Genomic DNA, 4,283 nt, shown 5'->3' with positions numbered 1-4,283 from the left:
GCTGAGGAGTAAAGTTTTGTTGGCAAAATCGTAGATTTTGACAAAACTTATATCTGGTTATGATGTGTTTTTGGGTTACACCCCTTCCCATTCCGAACAGGATGGTTAAGCCAATTACAGCTGATGGTACTGCATGGGAGACCGTGTGGGAGAGTAAGTGGTAGCCAGGTTAGTTTAATGAAAAAAGTCATTGCATATTGCAATGACTTTTTTAATGTATAGGAAATTGCATTTTTAAATATGTTTTTAATATCATAAAGTCTTGAAAATAAAGTGGTTGCACGTTTGCGTAAAAGAATGGTAGAATGCAATATTGTCCTTTAGTCATCAAGGGGGAGGAAGACATATGAAGGAACGACTTGGAGCGTGTTAGGACGGAGGCTTAGGAATATGTCTTTCACTCTTTTTTATTTCTAAATATAAGATTATAATATAAAATTATACACAGGATATGAAAAATAATCCACAGGGGTTAGGGTGAAGACAAATTAAAATGTGAATAAATAAATATTAAGGGGAAAATGATTGTGGAGAAGATAATCGTAAGATCAATATATAGTATTATATTTTTGCTCATAACATTTATCATAAGTATATGTTTAATTTGGTCTAAAAATAATAGCTTAATAGGAATAATAGTAATGGGTGTACTGATTGCTATAATGATTGGTATAAGTAAGTTATTATCTAAACTGGGGAATGTATTGAATCGTAAAACAGTAAATATTATATTTATGATTAGTATGGTTTTAATTATAGTTATACAGCTTATTTCATCATATAAATTGGCTGTTTTTCCTTCATGGGATTTTGGCATAGTATATAATCAGGCAGTAAGGCTGGCTGAAAATCCATCAGCACCTATTTCTGAATATTTTGCTAAATACCCCAATAATATTGGATTGTGCTATATATTATCAAAGTTATTTAGAGTGTCAAATATCTTAAATATAAAGCATTATTTAACTATGGCCCCTACGGATTAATTAAATATTATTAAAAAAAGTGTGTTTACATGGGAAGATGGAGCTTATTATGCAACACCGTTATTAACCTTGGCTATAAAACCTAATAAATTGCATCAGTTTTTCACTTATCAAGGTAAGTATTATCCTTTATATCATTATTATACTTATGGATATCATTTAATGCTGCTATGTTTGCTATTGTAAAAGGTATCGACATCCTAAACTTGATTCAGAATTAGTTCTATATATGGCTTTTGCAGGATTAATACTGTTCCTTTTCATGTGGGAGAATACTCCTAGATATGTATTGCATTTTATGGGCATAGCTATTTTGGTGAGTGCTAAATCAATAGTATTTATTAGTAATAAAGGAAAATAAAAAGCTAGTTATTGTCAACGTATATTTTTTAAATAAACGTTGACAATAATTAAAAAAATATATATAATAAAAAATGTCTTGAGAGATTATGGCTCGATAGCTCAGTCGGTAGAGCAGAGGACTGAAAATCCTCGTGTCACTGGTTCGATTCCAGTTCGAGCCACCAAAATACTTAGTAATTATACTAAGTATTTTTTTATGCAAAAATATATTATAAATTAAGCAAATAAGTAATTCTGCTGCATAAAAATATAGATAAATGGGAATGTTTAGAATGTAATGAAAGTATATATAAAAAGTTATAAAATAACTCTTTACAAGATATAAAAAAAGTTATATTATAATAATATAATCTATATAGTTTTTAAGGAAAGTAATAAATTTGTAAGATTTAATTAAGCTTTCCGTAAGGATTTTATAAGAAGCAACAAGTATAATCTAAGTATAGAAAGTTGAATGTATTAATTGGGGGTTTTAGAATGAATGAAAAGTTATTTAATTTAGAGCTTACAGAGGAAGAAACAACAAGCTTATGCATGGGTATAGCTATTGGATCAGGAGCTGGAATAATTCTTGGTGCTATGTTTAATAATGTCGGATTACTATTTGCAGCAGGGGCATCTGTTGGTGTTGTTGGATCTGTAATGTACTCATATTACTTAAGATATAAAAAGAGTGTTAAATAAAAAAATTTATTCTGATAATTTCTAATATAATTAAGATAAAATAAAAACTAATAGGATTACCTGTCCCCCAGGTATTCTTATTAGTTTTTTGTTTTTAAATATTTTCAATTTGCCAGTCTATAGGTGCCTTGTTATTTTTAATTAAAAAAGCATTTGTTTTAGAAAATGGTTTACTTCCAAAGAATCCTCTTGATGCTGATAGAGGGCTTGGGTGTACTGATTTTATTATGTAATGCTGAGGATTTGTAATAAATTTTTCTTTAGAGATTGCATTGTTGCCCCAAAGGATAAAGACTATTGGATTCTGGCGTTGATTTAATAGTTCTATAATTTTATCAGTAAAAGTTCCCCAGCCAATATTTCTATGTGAATTTGCTTCTCCAGCACGAACAGTAAGTGAAGTGTTAAGCAATAATACACCTTGATCTGCCCATTTCTTTAGGTAGCCGTTATTTGGTATGTAGCATCCTAAATCAGTATGAAGTTCTTTATAGATATTAACAAGTGATGGAGGTATTTTTACATCAGGCTGTACTGAAAAGCTTAATCCATGAGCCTGCTGAGGACCGTGATAAGGATCCTGACCTAGGATTACTACTTTTACATCTTTATAGGGTGTAAAGTTAAGGGCGTTAAATATATCGTACATATTAGGATATATTGTATGGTGTCTGTATTCTTCAATTAGAAAGGTACGAAGTTTTTTATAGTAATCTTTTTCAAATTCATCTTTTAAAAGGTCATACCAGTCATTTTTTATGTTTACTGTCATTTTTATATCAACTCCTAGTATCAATATTTTTTTAATAATTCTGTTGAACTTATATGTATATTCTAATTAAGTAAAATTAAAAATAAATGTTAATGATCATTGCACTATAGTAGTTCTATTAAGTAAATTATAGTCTAAAAATAATATATTTCAAATTATAATAAAAATACGAATTAAATAAATCTATAAAAAGAAACTAATATATGGGTGATACTTTTTGGATAAAATAAAACAAATTATAGAAAATCTGATTAAATATCATACAAGAACTATGATTATTACAGTTTTAATTGTGTCTGCATTTATAATTATAAAAAATAAAGTACTAAATAAGGCTTATAAGATGATAAAAGCTATGATTCGAAAGTCTGTTAACAAATTTGATGATAAGGTTATTGCAGCTATTGAAAAACCAGTTCAATGTGCATTTTTTGCGCTAATATTGTATTTTTCATTGGTGTATTTATATAAGCAGACTGGGTACATGGAGATATTAGAGTTTGCTAATAAAGGGTTAAAAGTATCTATTATTTTGTGTTTCTGTTGGGTAATTTATAATTTTAATTTGGAGAATTCTATTCTTTATAATAAACTTGAAAAAAAATGCATGGATAAGGATAAGAAAATTATATTTCCTTTTATTTCAATTGTTATTAGGATTTCTATAATAATAATTATTATATTAGTGATAGTGAAGGAATTTAAGCTTACAGGCTTCTTTACAGGACTTGGACTTGGAGGACTTGCTATAGCATTAGCTGCCCAGGATACGCTGTCAAATCTGTTTGGGGGGATGATTATAGTGCTTGATAAGCCTTTCTGTATAGGAGACTGGATCCAAACAAATGAGATAGAAGGAATTGTTGAAGAGATTACATTTAGAAGTACAAAAATAAGGACATTTGCTAAAGCGCTAGTTACTATTCCTAATTCTAAACTTGCCAATGCGAATATTACAAATTGGGCACAGAGAAACAGAAGAAGGATTCATTTTAAAATCATACTTTCGCAGGAAACATCATCAGAATCACTTCATAATTGTGTAGATAGAATAGAGAAAGTGATTAATAATACAAAGGGGATAACAAAGGAGCTTAACATTATTAATTTTGACGGATTCACAGATGAAGGGTATGAAATATTTATATATATGTACACTGATGTTATAGAATATAAGGAGTATCAGAAGATGAAAGAAACTGTGAATTTCAAGATTTTAGAGATACTTGAAGATGAGGGTGTACACATATCAGTAAGAAATAATATTAAAATTTTAAAATAGAAGGTAAAAAAAGTGTTGACACATTTTAAAAATCATGATAAGATTTATTTCGTTGTCAGATAAGACAGTTGATCTTTGAAAATTAAACAGAGGAAATTAATAGTTTATACAAACTTTTTATTAGACCAGCAATTCTTTTAGTAATTAAGCTAAGATTAAGCTAAGCAATTAAACTTCAAGGCTTACAAAGATAGTT

Annotated in this window: 4 protein-coding genes, 1 tRNA gene and 1 rRNA gene; 5 read left to right on the top strand and 1 reads right to left on the bottom strand. The window is 28.6% G+C overall.

What is annotated here, in order from left to right; all coding sequences use genetic code 11:
* Nucleotides 1–52 precede the first annotated feature (52 nt).
* The 4 genes from rrf (at nucleotide 53) to FYJ33_RS15730 (ending at nucleotide 2,033) form a co-directional block, all read left to right on the top strand.
* A 5S ribosomal RNA gene (rrf, locus tag FYJ33_RS15745) occupies nucleotides 53–170 on the top strand.
* A gap of 357 nt (nucleotides 171–527) precedes the next feature.
* Nucleotides 528–986: a hypothetical protein gene (locus FYJ33_RS15740; RefSeq protein WP_154532880.1), complete on the top strand. Its 459-nt coding sequence runs from the start codon at nucleotides 528–530 to the stop codon at nucleotides 984–986.
* A 451-nt stretch (nucleotides 987–1,437) separates the two neighbouring features.
* Nucleotides 1,438–1,513, top strand: a tRNA-Phe gene (locus FYJ33_RS15735).
* A 313-nt stretch (nucleotides 1,514–1,826) separates the two neighbouring features.
* A complete protein-coding gene (locus tag FYJ33_RS15730; protein ID WP_154532878.1) occupies nucleotides 1,827–2,033 on the top strand; it encodes a hypothetical protein in 207 nt (68 codons plus the stop codon).
* A gap of 94 nt (nucleotides 2,034–2,127) precedes the next feature.
* Here the strand turns inward: FYJ33_RS15730 and FYJ33_RS15725 are convergent, their stop codons facing one another.
* On the bottom strand, nucleotides 2,128–2,805 hold the full coding sequence (locus FYJ33_RS15725; RefSeq protein WP_154532876.1) for a uracil-DNA glycosylase: 678 nt from the start codon (nucleotides 2,803–2,805) through the stop codon (nucleotides 2,128–2,130).
* Nucleotides 2,806–3,022: 217 nt separating this feature from the next.
* Here FYJ33_RS15725 and FYJ33_RS15720 point away from each other — a divergent pair, with 217 nt between their 5' ends.
* A complete protein-coding gene (locus FYJ33_RS15720) occupies nucleotides 3,023–4,087 on the top strand; it encodes a mechanosensitive ion channel family protein (RefSeq protein WP_154532874.1) in 1,065 nt (354 codons plus the stop codon).
* Nucleotides 4,088–4,283: the final 196 nt, after the last annotated feature.

The organism is Inconstantimicrobium porci (genome assembly GCF_009696465.1).
In the GTDB taxonomy this organism is placed as follows: Bacteria; Bacillota; Clostridia; order Clostridiales; family Clostridiaceae; genus Inconstantimicrobium; species Inconstantimicrobium porci.
This window is presented reverse-complemented; position numbering and strand designations above follow the sequence as displayed.

Bases quoted from the DNA above. Each gene is read 5' to 3' on its own strand.
- FYJ33_RS15730 (WP_154532878.1), top strand. From the start codon at position 1,827: ATGAATGAAAAGTTATTTAATTTAGAGCTTACAGAGGAAGAAACAACA.
- FYJ33_RS15725 (WP_154532876.1), bottom strand. From the start codon at position 2,805: ATGACAGTAAACATAAAAAATGACTGGTATGACCTTTTAAAAGATGAA.